At 62.3% G+C, this 16,104-nt stretch carries 16 protein-coding genes; 10 read left to right on the forward strand and 6 right to left on the reverse strand.

Annotated features, from left to right (window positions below; translation table 11 throughout):
- Window positions 1–119: 119 nt before the first annotated feature.
- The 5 genes from QMK33_RS23590 to rpsT form a co-directional block, all read right to left on the reverse strand.
- Window positions 120–260, reverse strand: coding sequence for a hypothetical protein (locus QMK33_RS23590; RefSeq protein WP_502867059.1), 141 nt, complete (start codon window positions 258–260; stop codon window positions 120–122).
- A complete protein-coding gene (locus QMK33_RS11345) occupies window positions 242–958 on the reverse strand; it encodes a hypothetical protein (protein ID WP_283564700.1) in 717 nt (238 codons plus the stop codon). The genes QMK33_RS23590 and QMK33_RS11345 overlap by 19 nt, the downstream gene beginning before the upstream one ends.
- 26 nt (window positions 959–984) lie before the next feature.
- Window positions 985–1,116: a hypothetical protein gene (locus QMK33_RS11350; RefSeq protein ID WP_283564701.1), complete on the reverse strand. Its 132-nt coding sequence runs from the start codon at window positions 1,114–1,116 to the stop codon at window positions 985–987.
- Window positions 1,117–1,224: 108 nt separating this feature from the next.
- Window positions 1,225–1,629 carry a hypothetical protein gene (locus QMK33_RS11355; protein WP_283564702.1) on the reverse strand — a complete coding sequence of 135 codons (405 nt, stop codon included), beginning with the start codon at window positions 1,627–1,629 and terminating at the stop codon, window positions 1,225–1,227.
- A 167-nt stretch (window positions 1,630–1,796) separates the two neighbouring features.
- Window positions 1,797–2,048, reverse strand: a complete 252-nt coding sequence (gene rpsT / locus QMK33_RS11360) for a 30S ribosomal protein S20 (RefSeq protein WP_157567491.1) — start codon at window positions 2,046–2,048, stop codon at window positions 1,797–1,799.
- Between the two features lie 263 nt (window positions 2,049–2,311).
- Here rpsT and QMK33_RS11365 point away from each other — a divergent pair, with 263 nt between their 5' ends.
- Entirely contained in the window at window positions 2,312–3,295 is a 984-nt protein-coding gene (locus QMK33_RS11365) for a YheT family hydrolase (protein WP_283564703.1), read from the forward strand.
- Window positions 3,296–3,361: 66 nt separating this feature from the next.
- Here QMK33_RS11365 and QMK33_RS11370 read toward each other — a convergent pair whose 3' ends face one another.
- Complete coding sequence (locus QMK33_RS11370; RefSeq protein WP_283564704.1) at window positions 3,362–3,676, reverse strand: cupin domain-containing protein; 315 nt, start codon at window positions 3,674–3,676, stop codon at window positions 3,362–3,364.
- Window positions 3,677–3,907: 231 nt separating this feature from the next.
- Between QMK33_RS11370 and QMK33_RS11375 the strand changes: the two genes are divergently transcribed.
- The 9 genes from QMK33_RS11375 to QMK33_RS11415 all read left to right on the forward strand — a co-directional run bounded on the left by QMK33_RS11375 (window position 3,908) and on the right by QMK33_RS11415 (window position 16,085).
- Window positions 3,908–4,750, forward strand: coding sequence for a serine O-acetyltransferase (locus QMK33_RS11375; RefSeq protein ID WP_283564705.1), 843 nt, complete (start codon window positions 3,908–3,910; stop codon window positions 4,748–4,750).
- A 99-nt stretch (window positions 4,751–4,849) separates the two neighbouring features.
- Window positions 4,850–5,776 carry a cysteine synthase A gene (cysK, locus tag QMK33_RS11380; RefSeq protein WP_283564706.1) on the forward strand — a complete coding sequence of 309 codons (927 nt, stop codon included), beginning with the start codon at window positions 4,850–4,852 and terminating at the stop codon, window positions 5,774–5,776.
- Between the two features lie 92 nt (window positions 5,777–5,868).
- The gene (locus QMK33_RS11385) at window positions 5,869–6,657 is read left to right on the forward strand and encodes a TspO-related membrane protein (protein ID WP_283564707.1); all 789 of its coding nucleotides are present in this window, start codon (window positions 5,869–5,871) and stop codon (window positions 6,655–6,657) included.
- A 110-nt stretch (window positions 6,658–6,767) separates the two neighbouring features.
- On the forward strand, window positions 6,768–7,532 hold the full coding sequence (tpiA, locus tag QMK33_RS11390; RefSeq protein WP_283564708.1) for a triose-phosphate isomerase: 765 nt from the start codon (window positions 6,768–6,770) through the stop codon (window positions 7,530–7,532).
- Window positions 7,533–7,640: 108 nt separating this feature from the next.
- Window positions 7,641–8,000, forward strand: a complete 360-nt coding sequence (locus QMK33_RS11395) for a 7(1) septoil knot domain-containing protein (protein WP_283564709.1) — start codon at window positions 7,641–7,643, stop codon at window positions 7,998–8,000.
- 151 nt (window positions 8,001–8,151) lie between these two features.
- Entirely contained in the window at window positions 8,152–8,982 is an 831-nt protein-coding gene (gene prmA / locus QMK33_RS11400) for a 50S ribosomal protein L11 methyltransferase (RefSeq protein WP_283564710.1), read from the forward strand.
- Between the two features lie 55 nt (window positions 8,983–9,037).
- Window positions 9,038–14,782 carry a hypothetical protein gene (locus tag QMK33_RS11405; RefSeq protein WP_283564711.1) on the forward strand — a complete coding sequence of 1,915 codons (5,745 nt, stop codon included), beginning with the start codon at window positions 9,038–9,040 and terminating at the stop codon, window positions 14,780–14,782.
- Between the two features lie 46 nt (window positions 14,783–14,828).
- Entirely contained in the window at window positions 14,829–15,467 is a 639-nt protein-coding gene (gene plsY / locus QMK33_RS11410; protein ID WP_283564712.1) for a glycerol-3-phosphate 1-O-acyltransferase PlsY, read from the forward strand.
- A 57-nt stretch (window positions 15,468–15,524) separates the two neighbouring features.
- A complete protein-coding gene (locus QMK33_RS11415) occupies window positions 15,525–16,085 on the forward strand; it encodes a GNAT family N-acetyltransferase (protein WP_283564713.1) in 561 nt (186 codons plus the stop codon).
- The last annotated feature ends 19 nt before the right edge of the window (window positions 16,086–16,104 follow it).

Raw genomic sequence — 16,104 nt, forward strand, 5'->3', positions numbered from 1 at the left:
CGCTAAAATGGCCGCTCATCAGAGCGGCCATTTTTGTTATTTATCAGAATCGTTACGTTTTGTTAATCAGTATTTTATCTATTTTAGTATAAATTATTAACCTTCAAAGCGTGAGCACGTTAATTACGCTGCTTGACCAGCTTCCACGTCAGGGAAAGGGCGCCAGGGGTTGCTAGCTGCACCAGATACAGGCCGGCGGCCTGGCTGGCCAGGGGTACGGCCAGGGTCGTTTGGCCAGCTGCTACCGGCTGGCTCCACACGCGGCGGCCCGTCGCATCGGTGAGGGCCAGCGTGGCGCCGGGCAGGGAGTAGCCAGGGTAAGCGTAGCCGCCTCGGCAGCGGGGTTAGGAGCCAGGGTAGCGGCGGCCGCGGCCTTGGCCGCGCGGCTGGGCAACAGGCCGGCGAAATAAAGCGGCTGGCCGCAGCTAGTAGCGCCCCGGCAGTAGTAAGCCAGGTAATTAGCGTAATAATCAGTAAAATAAGTAGGGCCGACACCCAGCAGCGCCGAGAAAGTTTGGTTAACTGCCAGGTAATCAATCCCTGGTAAATACTGCCTGGATGCGCCGTAAACCTGGCTGAAAGTAAACGGCTTCAAGTCGTTCAGGCACAGGCCGGAACCCTTTTGCAAGTCGTAGCCTCTGCCCATGAAAAGCGCTGATGCCTTGCCGGGCACCGCCCGGTACTCGCCCGCCAGCAGCCCCATAATCCACTGGGGCGAGGCACCCGTGCGCAGCGAAAAGGCCCAGCGGTCCTGCCGGATAGTACTCATTACCGTGCCCGGTGTGCTAAAGCAGCCGGGTGCGGCTGTTGTGGTTACCTGGTCCTGCTCTTTGTAGGTGAGAAGCAAGCTGTCGGCGGTGAGCTGCCGGGTTCCGATGCGCCGCAGCCGGTAGCCCGACTCGCAGGGCAGTGTGGCCAGCAGCGGCGCGGTTAGCTGGTATCCTACCTCATCACCCACCCCCAGGCAAAAATCACCCGCGGGTCTTAGGAGCTCAGCCCGACCTGGGGGGCGCTGCCGTACTGCTGCCACGCCGGGGGCAGCGTGCCGCCGCTGGCCGGCAACTCCAGCCACTGGGGCCCTTGCAGCAGCCCATAGCGGCGGCTTAGCAGCAGCACCTACCCGTTGCTGAGAGAAATGGTGGCTACCGAATCGGGCGTAGGGGTGAGGGTACTGAGGGTGCGGCTGCTGAGGGTAGCCGTGAGCGCCGGCTGCACGCTGGCAGCTCAAGCGCTGCCCACGGGGGTGCGGGGCCTCAGTAGCAACGCTACGGGGGTGGCCGGGCCACCCAGCGCTGGCTCAGCTTTGGCTTCCAGGTAGTGGTCGCTGGTGCCGCAACGCCAGCGTAAGCGCGCCCTCAGCAGGTTGTTGCGGCTTTTAAACAAGGGGAATGTAGAAGCACCTGCGGGGCGTAGCAAGCGGTTGAAGGTGTAAACCGAGTCGCTGCCCGCCGTGGCGTAGGCCGAATCAACCCGTAGCGTATGCACGTGCGTACCAGTAGCCACACCCCTCGCTTGAACAAACTGGTATACCACGCCGGGCCGAAAAGGCCGCCATAGCGCCGCTTGCGCGTACGCCCGTTGCGCGGCCAGCCCGAGAACGAGTAGCAGTAGAAAGCAGAGACTTTGCATAGGCCTGAATATTAAGAAAATAGGGGGTCACTGAAAAGCCCGCAAGTATAGCGACCAACCAGGCAGCAACGCAAAAAGCCCTGCCGGGTGGGGCAGGGCTTTTTGGTGATGAGCGCGGGACCGAACGGTGGGGCGGCAGAGTTCGGCCCCGCTAGACTCGTCTCGCGCTAAAGCGCGTTAACGAGTTTTGTCAGCTTGCTCTTGTTGTTGGCAGCTTTGTTTTTGTGGATGATGTTCTTCTTAGCCAAGCGGTCCAACATCGATGTTACCTTCTTCAGTAGCTCCTGAGCGGCCGATTTATCGGTGGTGTCGCGCAGCTTCTTAATAGCGGTGCGGGTAGACTTGTGCTGGTAACGGTTTAGTACGCGCTTCGCTTCGTTGCTGCGGATGCGCTTAATAGCCGACTTGTGGTTTGCCATGACAAAAAAGAGAATTCTATAAGGAACAGCCAGGCGGCTGCGGTTTTCGCGTTTGGGAGGGCAAAGGTAAGAAGTAAAACCAACAAATCCCAAGGCATTAGCAATAAAGTTTGGTAGCTGGCGTGCTTACGCCTGGTTTTAAGGCTGGTAGTCGGTTTGGGGAGGATGTTGCGTTGGGTGGGCCACTGCCAGCGCGGCAAGTTGGCGCGGTGGTTGTGGCTGCGGCTGGCCGCTTTCGGTCTGCCACCAGTTTCCGTTTCCCTATGCCTTTGCTCCCCACTTCTACCTACCGCCCCACGGCGCTGCTGGCCAACGGCCACCTACAAACCATTGCGGCCAGTGTGCTGCGGCGGGTGCCAGAAGTGCGCTACCAGCGCGAGCGCCTGGAGCTGCCCGACGGCGACTTCGTGGACCTGGACTGGTCGCTGGCTGGCGCACAACCGTCTAATAGATTGGTAGTTATCTCGCACGGGCTGGAGGGCGACAGCAGCCGGCCCTACGTGCGCGGCATGGCGCGGGCCCTCAACCAGGCCGGCTTCGATGCGCTGGCCTGGAACTACCGGGGCTGCGGTGGCGAAACCAACCGCCTGCTACGCGCCTACCACCTCGGCGACACCGACGACTTGGCGGCGGTAATCGACTATGCCGCCCACGTTAAAAACTACCCCGCACTGTTTCTGACGGGCTTCTCGGCCGGGGGCAACGTGACGCTAAAATACCTGGGCGAGAACGCGGCGCGGGTGCCGGCCCAGGTGCGCCGGGCAGCGGTTTTCTCGGTGCCCACCGACCTTAAGGCCAGCTCGGTGCAAATCAGCCGCTGGCAAAACCGGGTGTATTTGCGGCGCTTTATGAGCTCACTGCGCGCCAAAATGCGCGAGAAAGCCGCCCACCTGCCCGGCCAGCTCGACCTTACGCAGCTCGACGCGCTACGCAGTTTTCCTGAGTTTGATGCGCACTACACGGCCCCGCTGCACGGCTTTGCCTCGGCCGACGACTACTACGAGCAGGCCGCATCGGGCCGCTATCTGGCGGGCATAAGTATCCCCACGCTGTTGGTTAATGCGCTGAACGACCCCTTCTTAACCGCTACCTGCTTTCCGCGTGCGGCCGCCGAAGCCAGCCCGTTCTTCTACCTCGAAACGCCGGCCGAAGGCGGCCACGTGGGCTTCAACGAAAACGGCCCGGCAGGCTCGTATTATTCCGAGCGCCGGGCCGTTGATTTCTTCACCCGCGCAGTGCCGGGATGATACTAAGTGAGTAAATGAGTAAAGTAAGGCCGTGCCTCAAAAATTTACTCAACTACTCACTTATCGCTAGCCCAGCTGTGGGGGCGAGGTGGCCTCGATGGCCGAGAAAGTTTCCAGGATTTTGTAGGTGTGCGAGGCACCCTGGGGCACGAGGTACGAAACGCCGGGCTCCAGGGCCGTTACCTTGCCTTCTAGGTGTAGCTCGGCGCGGCCTTTTAGTACGTAGCCTACGGTTTCGTAGGGCTTGCTGCTGAGGGGCTTGGGCTCGCCGGGCTCCTCGTTTTCCCAGAGGCGGAGCGAAACGTGCTGGCCGGCGGCGAGGTGCTTGGCGCCATCGGCGCTGGACGTGGTAGAGGTAGCGTTGACGTTGGAAATGGACATGGGAAAAGGGAGATGAGCACGGAGCAATGCTTCGGGCAAGAGAAGAAAAATTAGTGGATAGCAGTGGCGTTTAACCCACGCGGCCACCCACTCCTACTAACGGCCCGACTGGCCCGGCGGTTGTGCCGAGGGCGGGCTAAAACCTTCGGGCCGGCCGCCTAGTTAAAGAAGTTCTGCCCCGCAAACGGCCTTGCCGAGTGGGCTTTTAAGTCCCTTTTTCATGATTCTGCCGTGTCCACTGCCGTCCTCGAAACGTTTGCGGAGCAATTGGCACGGGCGCACGCGGCCGTGCCCAGCCCCTTGCCCGGTGCCGCTTTTTGCGCGCTAGCCGAGCAGGTATTGGCGGTGCTTTTTCCGGAGCGGGCCGCCCGGCCGCTGGCGGGCACCGATGCCGTAGCCGCCACCCTCTACCAGCTGCAAGCCGACCTTGGCGAACTATTAAGCCAGGTGCCCAACCTGGCCGATGCGCCCAATAGCCTGGCCGCCAGCTTGTTCGACGGCCTGCCCGCCCTGCGCGATGCACTGCTGCACGATGCCGAAGCCACGCTGGCCGCCGACCCGGCCGCCCAAAATGTGGCCGAGATACTAAGCACATACCCAGGATTTTACGCCACGGCGCTGCACCGGCTGGCCCACGCCCTGCACCAGCGCGGCGTGCCGCGCCTGCCGCGCCTGCTGAGCGAGTACGCCCACCAGCGCACGGGCATCGACATTCACCCCGGGGCCCGCATCGGAGCCTCCTTCTGCATTGACCACGGTACGGGCATCGTCATTGGTGAAACGGCCGAAATCGGGGCCTACGTGCAGATTTACCAGGGCGTTACGCTGGGCGCGCTCAGCGTGACCAAGACCTTGCAGGGCCTCAAGCGCCACCCCACCATTGAGGACCACGTAGTGATTTATGCCAACGCCACCATCCTGGGGGGCAGCACGGTAATCGGCACCCGCAGCATCATCGGCGGCAACGTGTGGCTGACCGAAAGCGTACCCTCGCACTCGCGGGTGTACCACCGGGCGCAGCTGCACATGGCCCGGCAAGACGACCCGGCCGGCGAGCTGATGTTTTCTATTTAAAAGGGTAAATGAGTAGGTGAGCAAATGAGTAAAGTCCTCACCTGAAGCACGTTGTTCATTTACTCACCTGCTCATTTACCCACCTACTCATTCTGAAAAATGAAAGCTAATTCCATCCTCGACGTTATCGGCAACACGCCGCTGGTTAAACTCAACAAGCTATTTGCCGCCGAGCGTCCCGACGTGGAGGTGTGGGTGAAGCTGGAGCGCCAAAATCCCGGCGGCTCCATCAAGGACCGCATTGCGCTCAGCATGATTGAGCAGGCCGAAAAAGACGGGATTCTGACCAAAGGCAGCACCATTGTGGAGCCCACCTCGGGCAACACCGGCGTGGGCCTGGCGCTGGTGGCGGCCGTGAAAGGCTACAAAATCACGCTGGTGATGCCCGAGAGCATGAGCATTGAGCGCCGCCGCCTGATGACGGCCTACGGGGCCAACCTGGAGCTGACGCCCCGCGAGGGCGGCATGAAGGCCGCCATTGCCAAAGCCCAGGAGCTGGTAGACAGCACGCCCGGCGCTTGGATGCCCATGCAATTCAACAATCCCGCTAATATCCAGGTGCATATCGACACCACGGCCAAGGAGATACTGGCCGATGCGCCCGAGGGCGGCTTCGATTTTCACATCACGGGCGTGGGCACCGGCGGCCACATCACGGGCGTAACGGAGGCGCTCAAGCCGCACTTCCCCCACATGAAAACCTTCGCCGTGGAGCCCGAGCTGTCGCCGGTTATCAGCGGTGGTGCGCCGGGGCCGCACCCGTTGCAGGGTATCGGCGCGGGCTTCATTCCCGAAAACCTGCACACCGACTTGCTCGACGGCACGATTCAGGTGAGCCGCGACGAGGCGTTTGAAATGACGCGCCGCGCGGCCCGCGAGGAAGGCATTTTGTGCGGCATTTCGTCGGGCGCTTCGCTGGCGGCCGTGGCCAAAAAGCTGGCCGACGTGCCCCAGGGTGCCAAAATCCTGACCTTCTGCTACGACACCGGCGAGCGCTACCTATCGGTAGAAGGCTTGTTTGTGTAACCGTTTGATTGACAAATAATTAGGTAAAGAGCGTCGGCTTTCGGTTTTGCTGGAGGCCGGCGCTCTTTGCGTTTCTTCCGTATTTGCACAGCATGAATGCTTCTGAAGAAACGCGCGGCGGCCTGTGGCGCTGGCTGCTGCCGGTGGCGGTGGCGGGCTGCCTCTACGTCAATTACTTATACAATGCTAGCCCGCCCGCCGGGGCGCTCAGCAACGGGGCCATGTCGGCGCTGCACCCCACGCTGCTCACGCCGGCCGGGTACGCGTTCAGCATTTGGGGCGTCATTTTTACGGGGCTGGTAGTATATACGGTTTGGCAGCTGCTGCCGGGGCAGCGTAATTCACCTTTGGCGCTGCAAATCAACCCATTGCTGACGTGGGGCGTGCTGGCTACTACCGCCTGGACGCTCGTGTTCAGCTACGGCCTCATCAGCGCCAGCCTCACGGTGATGCTGCTGATTTTGCTGCTGCTGGCCCAGGCCTACGGCCGGGCGCGGGGCGTGGTGCTGGCCGGCCGGGCCCCTGGCTGGCCAGTGTGGTTCCTGAGCCTGTACCTGGGCTGGATAACGCTGGCGGCGGTGCTTAACGTCATTTTTGGCCTGCGCGATGGGTTTGGCGTGGAGTGGTCGGCGCCGGCCAGCCTAGCGGGCAGCTACGCCCTGGTGGCGGTAGCGGCCGGGCTGGGCGTGGCGCTGGCCGTGCGCAGCCGCGATGCGCTGCTGCCGCTGCCCATTGCCTGGGGACTGGTGGGCACCTGGCAGGCCCAGCAAGCCCCTACGCCCGGCCTGGCTACTGCGGCGCTGGGCGCGGCCGTGGTGCTGCTGCTGGGCGCGGCGCTGGCCGGCTGGCGGCGGCGCCAATGGCAGCTGGGCGCGGCCTAGCGCCGGGGCTGCGGGCCGCGAGCTGGCAACAGGGGAGGGGCAGCTACTGGGCTCCTTACTTTTGCCGGTGCCCAATGGTGGGTATACGTCGCCCTTTTAGCCTCCTCCGCATGCGCCAGAATTTTGTTGCCGGCAACTGGAAAATGAACCTCACCCTGCCCGAAGCGCAGGCCCTGACCTCTGAAATCGTGCAGATGATGCACGACGAACTCACCGGCCCCGCGCCCCAGGTGGTTATCTGCCCGCCGTTTCCGCTGCTGGCGGGCGTGGGCCACCTGCTGGGCGACTCGGGCAACCCCGCGCTGGGTGCGCAAAACTGCCACCAGAAAGAAAGCGGGGCCTACACCGGTGAGGTATCGGCCAAGCAGCTGCAATCGGTTGGTTGCAAATACGTTATCCTGGGTCACTCGGAGCGCCGCCAGCATTTTCACGAAGATGATGCCCTGCTGGCTGCCAAGCTGAAAACGGTGCTGGCCGCCGGCCTCAAGCCGATTTTCTGCGTGGGCGAAAGCTTGGAAACCCGCGAGGCCGACGAAACCTTCGACTTCATTGGTAAGCAGCTGAAAGACGGCTTGTTCCACCTCAGCAATGAGGAGTTTGACCAAGTGGTGATTGCCTACGAGCCCATTTGGGCCATTGGCACGGGGCGCACGGCCAGCAGCCAGCAGGCGCAGGAGGTGCACGCCTTCATTCGGGAGCGGGTGGCGGTGGCCTACGACGCCCAGGCGGCGGCCAACACTACTATCCTATACGGCGGCTCGTGCAACGCTCAGAACGCCCGCGAGCTCTTCAGCCAGGCCGACGTTGACGGCGGCCTGATTGGCGGTGCTTCGTTGAAATCGCGCGATTTTGTGGAGATTGTAAAGTCTTTTTAGCCGGGTGGCACTGCGCGGAGAGACGTTTGCATTTTAGGCCGAATTATTGCCCTAGTGGGTAGCAACTGCCACCAAACCTTCGTCTTACTTCTTTTCGCAACCTAGCCCGTGCTGTCTTTTCTCCTCTCTTTTCTGCTTTTTTTTGCGCCGCCCAGCCCCAGCCGGATGGTAGCGCCGGCTGGCTCGGTGGAGCCCTGCAAAATTTTTGGCTCCATTTACCTCGAAAATGACCCGCGGCGGGCCAACTCGTGCTTCGCCGTGGTGTACGTGGAGCCCGAGCAGGCTTTTGCCGATGTAGTGGTTTTCAACGAAGCCAACAAGCTTTTTGCCGATAAGGCGGGCTTGTGGTGTCCCAGCGAAAGCCGCGAGTTTGCCGATTATACGCTGTTCGTCACCACCGACCGCAGCCGGGCCGACTTCGCCATTCACTACACCAAAGTGCGCTCGTATGCGGGCTGCAAGCAGTAGCCCGCGGGGCCACCCAACCGAAGAAGCCGCTGGCAGCCTGTCAGCGGCTTCTTTCATTTTACCACGCTAAAGAACCAAAAAAAGGCGCGGTGCGCAAGGGCTTTTGCAGCGAACTTTGTGACATAATTACCTTTTTACAACGTTTACCAAAATGGATTTTATTGAGTTGACCGTGCAGGCCCCCCGCGACCTGGCCGATATATTGGTGGCTGAGTTGGGGGAGGTGGGCTTCGACACGTTTGAGGATAACGACGCCGGCTTTTGCGCCTACACTACGGAAGAAGTATTTGACCGCGACGCGGTGGCCGAAATCATGAGCCGCTACGAGGGCATTGGCGAGCTGGCGTTTTCGGACCGCGTGATTACGCGCCAGAACTGGAACGCCGAGTGGGAGAAGAATTTTCAGCCCCTCATCATTGCCGAAAAGGTGTCGGTGCGGGCTCCGTTTCACCCCAAGCCCGAGGGCGTGGCGTACGATATCGAGATAATGCCGCGCATGTCGTTTGGCACGGGCCACCACGAGACTACGGCCTTGATGATTGAGAATCAGCTCGATATCGACCATCAGGGCAAGCGCGTGCTGGACATGGGCTGCGGCACGGGCATCCTGGCCATTATGGCCGAGAAGCTGGGCGCGCGCCAGGTGCTGGCTGTGGATGTGGAGCCCTGGACGGTAGAAAACGCCGCTGACAACGCCGCCGAAAACCACTGCCGCACCATCGAGTGCCGCCTGGGTGGCGTGGAGACGCTGGCCGAGGAAGCACCCTTCGACCTCATTCTGGCCAACATCAACCGCAACGTGCTGCTGGAAGACATGCACGAGTATGCCCGCCTGCTGCCCACCGGGAAACCAATTTTATTCAGTGGGTTTTACGAGGAAGACCTCGCCAAGATAACGGCCGAAGCCACCAAGCACGGGCTGCGCTACGAGCGCCACCGCACGCTGCGGAGCTGGGTGTCGGCTATTTTCATAAAACTGTAAGCTGCCCGGCCTTGCCCGGAGACTACCTGCCGCCCCGCGGCCCTTGCCCGACCTTATGAAGCGCCTGCTCGCCGCCTTTTTCTGCATTACCCTCCCATTGCTGCCCGCCGGGGCCCAGACTACCAAGCCCACCGCGGCCCCGGCGGTTAAGCCAGCCGCCTCGCCCACGCCGCCACCCGCCGGGCGCGTGGCGGGCGAAGCGCGCCCCGGCCAAGTGAGCGTGCAGCGCTACACGGGCCACCTCTCGCCCGACCCGGCCCAGTTTATTATGGACGTGCGCACGATGATGCTGGCCAGCGGCAACGCGGGCGCGCAGGCGCTGGGCGAGCAGCTGCGCCAGCTCTGGAGCAGTAACCAGCTCACAACCAGCCAGCAAACGGCCATTGCCGCGCTGTCGCAGAAGATACTGGATAAAAAGATGCGGCCGCTGCCGCACCTCACGGCTTTTTACAGCGCGCTGGTGAGCGGTAAAACCAAGGCTAGCCTTAGCGATGGGCAGGTAGACCAGTACCTCGACGCCCTAGGCCAGTCGGTGGACAAGGATCCGCTGGCCGACACCGAAAAGTACCTGCTTTCTACGGCTCGCGTGCTGAATGGCGGCTACCTCTACCGCTCGGGCTTTAACGCGCTGCGGGTTGCGGGCGGCAGCTTATCATTTGCTTACAAAGGAGCCGCCGCACCCGACCCCAACGCTACGTTTGAAGCTCCGGCCGCGCCCAAGCCCGCCGCCCTGCCGGCCCCCAAGCCGGCCGTTGCCACCGCTAAGCCCAAGCTAAAACCCAAACCCGTAGCTAAGAAAAAGCGCGCCAGCGACGGCTGGGACACCGCCGATATGTGGAGCGGCGGCAGCAAGGCCAGCAGCAGCAACGACGGCTGGGGCCCGCCCATTGGCAGCACGCCTAAGAAAAAGGTAGCCAACGATGGCTGGGGTGCGCCCGCAGCCAATGATGGCTGGGGCAGCCCCGCCCCCAAGAAAAAAGCGCCGGTCAAAGCCATTGCCAAGGCCCCGGCCAAAGCGGCGGCAAAGCCCGTAGCTGCCCAGCCCACGCCCAGCGCGGCCGACTTCGACCAGGCCAGCCAGCCCTTCGTGCCCTCGCCCAGCGCGGCCTACGATGCATATTACCCGCCCGCGGTGAGCGGCCCGGTAATCGAGCTGAAGGATGCCAACCTGGTGGTGCGCACCGCCGGCGATTCCATTGTGATTCACAAGGTTAGCGGGGTGGCCGCGCCGGGCAGCAGCCACTTTGTGGGCACCGGCGGGCAGGTGGCCTGGACCATTAAAGGCAACCCCGTAACGGCCGACCTGGCGGGCTTCGACTTCGACCTGAGCAAGCCCGAGTTCACGGCCCAGCCCGTGACGCTTACCTATCCCTTCCTACTCGAAGCGCCGGTGAAGGGCGCGCTCAGCTACAAGAGCGTGCGCCGCAAGGCGGGCGCTACCGAGAGCAGCTACCCGCGCTTTATCTCGCTGACTAATGATGTGAAAATCAAAGACTTGGGGCCGGGCATCAAGTACGTGGGCGGGTTGTCGCTGGCGGGTAGCACGGTGCTGTCGGCGGCGCTCGATGGCTCGTTTTCGCATCTTACTGTGAGCCAGAATGATAAGCTGCGCTTCCGGTCGGCTTCGCGCAAATTTGCGCTCGGCGACTCGGTTATCATGGCTACCGGGGCGGCGGTGGCGCTGTATGGCAGCACCGGCGACTCCATCACGCACCCCGGCGTGGAGCTGAAGTACCTGAAGACCAAGGAGGAGCTTAAGCTGCTGTACGACAAAGGCATGTACCGCAATGCGCCGTACTCTGACTCTTACCATCAGATGGACATTCGGGCGCAGATGCTGACCTGGAACCTGCGCGAGCCCAAGATAGAATTTGCCATTATCACGACGCCCACCCAGGTTTCGGCCGATTTTGAGAGCCAGGATTTCTTTTCCAACACCCGCTACCAGCAGCTCAAGAGCATCAACCACCTGCACCCGCTGCAAATGCTGCTGGGCTACAGCATCACCCACGGCCACGGCAGCGTGCTCAACGTGCACGACGTGGCGGTGGCTACTAAAACCAACGAGGACAACCTGCGCTCGGCCATCAGCGGGCTGGCCCGCGACGGCTACGTGGACATCAGGCCGCAAACCAACGAAGTGGTGCTGCTGCGCAAGGCCCGCCACTACGTGGGCGCGGCCCGCGACAAAAAGGACTTCGACCACATCAACATCAAGTCGCTGAGCGGCTCGGGGCGTAGCGCCACCCTCAACCTCACCAGCAACCAGTTGTTGGTGCGGGGCGTGAAGGAATTCAGCTTTTCCGACGACTCGGCGGCCGTGTCGGTGCAGCCTGATAGCAACCTGATTCGGCTGGAGCGCAACCGCACCATGAAGTTTGGGGGCCGCATCAAGTCCTCCGTCTATGGCTTTAAGGGCCACGACTATGAGTTTGATTATGACGGGTATTATATTGATATGCCCCGCATCGACTCGCTCACCATTCGCACTAAGCGCAAGAGGGCGACCAGCAAAAATATTGCCGCCGACGAAGCGCCGCCCACCGACTTTGTGCTCACCAACAAGGGCAAGTACCAGAGCGGCCGGCTCTACCTCAACGACCCCGCCAACCGCTCGGGCCGCAAGAAAATAGCCAAGTACCCATCGTTCAACTCCACGTCGGGGGCCTACGTGTACTTCAACAAGCCCGACGTGCTGGGCGGGGTGTACGACACCACCACCTACTTCGACGTGCCGCCCTTCAGCTTCGACTCAATGGGCACGGGCCGGTCGCGCGGCAACTTTGTGGGTGTGTTTCACAGCCCGGCGCTGCCGCCCATCAAAACGGCGCTTACTACGCAGCCCGATGGCTCGATGGGCTTTGTGCACACCGTGCCGGCCGGGGGCTACCCCATGTACGGGGGCAAGGGCCGGCTGTCGGCCGGGGCCAAAGTGCGCCTGAACAAGGACGGCTTGCAGTCGAACGGCACCGTAACCTACCTGGGCGCTACCATGCAAAGCGACCGCTTTGTGATGTACAGCGACTCGCTCACCGGCGAGGGCAAAACCGGGGGCATTGCGGCGGGCCCCAACACGCCCAAGGTGGTGCTGCCGCCCGGCTACCTCATCAACTGGCGCGCCCGCACCGACTCGCTGCACCTGCGCACGCCCCCGGGCGGGGCCTCGGCCAAGCTCTATGCCGACCATACCTTTAAGGGCTCGCTGCTGCTCACGCCCCAGGTGGTGGGCGGGGCCGGCCGCCTCGATGGCCCGCAGAGCTACGTGCGCTCCGAAAGCCTGGTGTTTAAGAACGACGTGTACTCGGCCGATAAGGCCTTGCTGAGCCTCAAGTCGTCGCAGGCGGGCAAGCCCGCCCTCATTGCCGACGACGTAAAGCTCACCTACGACCTCAAGCGCAGCTACGCTGAGTTTACCCGTGAAGAAGGCAGCAAGGCCCCCATCGACCTGCCTTACACCGATTTTCAAACCTCGCTCAGTAGTGGGCGCTGGGACTTTAAGAAGAAGCAGGTGCTGCTGCGCGCCACCGGGGCCGACTCGGCCCAGTCATCCTTCGTGTCGAAGCTGCCCGAGCAGCACGGCCTCAAGTTCCGGGCTGCTGCTGCCTCCTACGACCTAGCCAAGTACAAGCTGCAGGCGAAGGGCGTGCCCTACATCGCCATTGCCGACTCGTGGGTGCTGCCCGATTCGGGCAAGGTGGCCGTGCTGCCGGGTGGCAAGTTTCAGCCAATGAAGCGCGCCCGGGTGCTGATGGACTCCGTGGCAAAGTTTCACGAGCTCTACCTTGGCAACCTCACCATCAAGTCGCGGGTCGAGTTTGTGGGCCAGGCCAAGTACACGTTTAAGTACGCCAACGGCGATTCGGTAGCGCTGACGTTCAGCGATTTTCGGCCCGACTCGTCGGCCTTCAAGCCCCTGGCCGCCGGTATGGTCGCCAAAAAGCGCGGGCTGTTTGGCAGCCAGCCCACCCAGAGCGTGGTGCCTACTCACGGCGGCGTTACGCTAACGGGGGCCGCCACGGTGCAGGCTACCGACAAGTTCAACCTGGCCCCGCGCATTGCCTACCGCGGCGAGGTAACGCTGAACTCGCAGCGACGGGGCCTGGCTTTTGAGGGCGAGATAAAGCTGGCCATCAGCAAGAATGCCGCCTCCGCGGAGTGGGTAGCTATGCGCGACACCGTGAACCCCAAGAATATTGCTATTAAGCTCGAAGACGTGAAGGGGGAGGATAGCGCGCCCCTCACGGCCGGCATAATGGGCAGCGACGAAGCGCCCGGGCTGTACCCGCTCTACTTTGGGTCATTGGCCGCCACCTCCGACCATCCTATCTTTCAGGTAGATGGCACCCTGCGCTACGATACCAAAAACGGGGTGTACTCGCTCAGCCGCGCCGATTTTGCCGACCCCAACCAGTACGAGGGCGCTACCCTCAGCTTTGCCGAGGCCACCAACAACCTCAGCTGGCGCGGCCCGCTCAGGCTGCTGACCACCGAGAAGAACTTCACCATTGCCGGGGCCGCCGTTGGCACGGCCCACCCCGACTCGGCTGCCTACCGCATGCATGCGCTGCTGGGCTTTGATATCGTGATGCCCCCCAAAGCAGTGGAGGCCATGGCCGCGAGCATGACCAAGCTCACCAAGTATGCGGGCGAAGCCATTGGCAATGCGCCCGATGATATCTACAACGTGGCCCAGCTGGGCGGCAACCAGGCGGCCCGCAACTTTGCCGACCACAAGATGGGCGCCGCCCCCGACGCTCTCCAGAAGCTCTCGCCCAAGCTGCTGCACACACTGGTTATTAACCGGGCCGACCTGCGCTGGAACGCCAAGGAGCGCGCCTGGTACTCGGTGGGCCGCCTGGGGCTGGGCGGCGTGGGCAAGCAGCCCTTCAACGCCCTCATGGACGGCTTGCTCGAAGTGAAGCGCGTAGATGGCCAGGACTACGTAGAGCTCTACTTGGAGCCCTCGCCCGGCGTGTTTTACTACCTGCGCTACGAAAAGAACGTGCTCGTGACGCAATCGCTCGACGAAAAGTATAACTACGCCATCAGCTCGAAGGCGAAGTACGATTATAACTCCGCGACGGAATATGGGGTCTTCGTTGGCGAATTTGACGAGGTAGAAGCCTTCCGCACGCGCTTCCGCCGCACCTACCTCAACGAGTCGGACAAGGAGGCTACGGCCCGCCGCAAAGCCAACGCCGCCATTGAAGAAAAGCTGGCCCAAGAGAAAGCCGCTGAGGAAGAAGCCGCCGCCGCCGCCGCCGAAGCCAAGAAAAATAAGAAGCGCAAGCCCAACGAAGAAGCCACCGACGACCCGGCGGCCGACCCCAACGCCCTCAGCGAGCCCGCGCCCGCGCCCACCAAGAAGAAAAAGGGCAAGGACAACGACCCCTTTGGCGATGGCGTGATGGAGCCCGCCCCCGAACCCGTCAAGAAGAAGAAAAAGGGCAAGGACAACGACCCCTTTGGCGATGGCGTGATAACCCCGGCCGTGGCCCCCAAGCCCGCCGCCCCGGCCACCCCCAAGCCGGCGCCCAAGCCGGTTGCTGCCCCCGTGCCGACGCCGCCCCCAGCCTCGGCCCCGGAGCCAGTAGCAACGCCGGCGCCCACCCCGGCCCCGGAGCCAGTAGCAACGCCGGCGCCCGAGCCCGTAGCCCCGCCGGCTGCGGAGCCCGCCAAGCCAGCAAAGGCGGCCCCCGCCGAGCCCGACCCCAACGCCGAGCCGGGGGCTGAGCCGGATAAAAAGGCCAGGAAAAAGAAGAAGAAAAATACCGAAGACGACCCCTTCGGCGACTCCTAATCCAGATGCCCCGGAGCCTACCTCCGGGGCATCTTACTTTTGCCCCATGTTCGTTATTATTCTGGCGCTGCTTGCCGCTTATTTGCTCGGTTCCATTCCTACGGCTTTGTGGGTGGGGCGCGCCTTTTTTAACCTTGCTGATATTCGGGAGCACGGCTCTGGCAACGCGGGCGCCACCAACACTTTTCGGGTGTTAGGCAAAAAAGCCGGCACCTTTGTGCTGCTGGTCGATGCCTTTAAGGGCTTCGCGGCTGCCTGGTTTCTGCCCAATTTTCTGCTCAGCCAGGGCGTTATTACCCCCGAAAACCTATTCTATTTCCGGCTGGCGTGCGGCGTGCTGGCGGTGGTGGGCCACATTTACCCGGTGCTGGCCCAGTTTCGGGGTGGCAAGGGCGTGGCCACCATCCTGGGTATGATGCTGGCCATTGCGCCGGCCACCGTGGGTGTGGCCCTACTGGTGTTTCTGGTGGTGCTGGGCACCACGCGCTACGTGTCGCTGAGCAGCATGAGCGCCGGCGTGGTGTTTGCCTTCTTGCAGCTGCTGCCCGCGTTTCGGCCCGTCAATTCGTTGCAAATCTGGTTCGGCTTTCTGCTGGCGGCCATGCTCATCTACACCCACCGCGCCAACATTGGCCGCCTGCGGGCCGGCACCGAGAGCCGCGTGCCGCTGTGGGGTAAGCGGTAGCTTATATTATCTTAAATAGCTGTTAGCCAAATAATTGAAAAAATAAGTGTATTCTAAATGAGCGTTTCTTTTCCCCAGTTCGAAACCCCACGCCTTGTGTTGCGCGCCTTCACCCCGGCCGATGTGCCGCACTTGGTAGAGCTGGCTGGCAACTACGAAGTAGCCAAAAACACGCTCAATATTCCGCATCCCTACCACGAGGAAGATGCCCGGCGCTGGGTGCAGTTAACTCAGGAAAACTACCAGCAGCGGGTCGGCTATGCCTTTGCCATTGAGCTACGGGCCACCGGCAAGCTGGTGGGTGGCATCGGCCTCACGCTCCAGGCGCGCTTCGACCGCGCCGAGGCGGGCTACTGGCTGGGGCAGGCGTACTGGGGCCAAGGCCTGGCCAGCGAGGCGCTGGCTGCCCTGCTGGGCTTCGGCTTTGGTACGCTGGGGCTGCATAAAATAGTTGCCACCCACCTAGTCGACAACCCTGCCTCGGGCCGGGTTATGCTCAAAAATGGCATGGTGAAGGAGGGCGAGCTGGTGCAGCACACCAAGCGCGACGGCCACTACCACGACCTCTGGCAGTACCGCCTGCTGCGCGCCGAGTATGCGCCGGTGGCGCCGGCCTAAACGCCGGCAGCCGCTGCGG

Origin of the sequence: Hymenobacter sp. H14-R3, from assembly GCF_030063445.1 — a bacterium.
GTDB lineage: Bacteria > Bacteroidota > Bacteroidia > Cytophagales > Hymenobacteraceae > Hymenobacter.

Coding starts and splice junctions, on each gene's coding strand:
- QMK33_RS11355 (WP_283564702.1), bottom strand. CDS start 1,629: ATGCAAAGTCTCTGCTTTCTACTGCTACTCGTTCTCGGGCTGGCCGCG.
- QMK33_RS11385 (WP_283564707.1), top strand. CDS start 5,869: ATGAATGCTTCTGAAGAAACGCGCGGCGGCCTGTGGCGCTGGCTGCTG.
- QMK33_RS11405 (WP_283564711.1), top strand. CDS start 9,038: ATGAAGCGCCTGCTCGCCGCCTTTTTCTGCATTACCCTCCCATTGCTG.
- QMK33_RS11365 (WP_283564703.1), top strand. CDS start 2,312: ATGCCTTTGCTCCCCACTTCTACCTACCGCCCCACGGCGCTGCTGGCC.
- prmA (WP_283564710.1), top strand. CDS start 8,152: ATGGATTTTATTGAGTTGACCGTGCAGGCCCCCCGCGACCTGGCCGAT.
- QMK33_RS11370 (WP_283564704.1), bottom strand. CDS start 3,676: ATGTCCATTTCCAACGTCAACGCTACCTCTACCACGTCCAGCGCCGAT.
- tpiA (WP_283564708.1), top strand. CDS start 6,768: ATGCGCCAGAATTTTGTTGCCGGCAACTGGAAAATGAACCTCACCCTG.
- plsY (WP_283564712.1), top strand. CDS start 14,829: ATGTTCGTTATTATTCTGGCGCTGCTTGCCGCTTATTTGCTCGGTTCC.
- QMK33_RS11415 (WP_283564713.1), top strand. CDS start 15,525: ATGAGCGTTTCTTTTCCCCAGTTCGAAACCCCACGCCTTGTGTTGCGC.
- rpsT (WP_157567491.1), bottom strand. CDS start 2,048: ATGGCAAACCACAAGTCGGCTATTAAGCGCATCCGCAGCAACGAAGCG.
- cysK (WP_283564706.1), top strand. CDS start 4,850: ATGAAAGCTAATTCCATCCTCGACGTTATCGGCAACACGCCGCTGGTT.